The following is a 255-nucleotide window of genomic DNA, read 5'->3' as shown; positions in this document are numbered from 1 at the left end:
GGGCAAGAGCGCGCTCATGATGTTCGACAAGCACGCCAACCTCAAGTACAAGTTCGGCAACAGGCACTTCTGGTCCGAGGGCTACTACGTGTCGACCGTCGGCCTGAACGAGGCGACGATAGCGAAGCACATCAGGGAGCAGGAGGCCCACGACATCGCGCTGGACAAGTTGAGCGTCAAGGAGTACGAGGACCCGTTCAAGAGGAAGTAGGGGAGCCCCTTTAGGGGCTGCCCGGTAGTACGAGGGCCGCTTTG

At 60.4% G+C, this 255-nt stretch carries 1 protein-coding gene; it reads left to right on the top strand.

What is annotated here, in order from left to right; genetic code table 11:
* The coding region (locus tag NE591_RS16470) for a transposase (RefSeq protein WP_256157169.1) at nt 1–211 on the top strand (211 nt) is incomplete at its 5' end.
* Between the last annotated feature and the right edge of the window lie 44 nt (nt 212–255).

This window comes from Adlercreutzia sp. DFI.6.23 (assembly GCF_024462535.1).
Lineage (GTDB): Bacteria > Actinomycetota > Coriobacteriia > Coriobacteriales > Eggerthellaceae > Adlercreutzia > Adlercreutzia rubneri.
The sequence above is the reverse complement of the archived record's forward strand: the minus strand, read 5'-3'. Positions and strand labels throughout refer to the sequence as shown.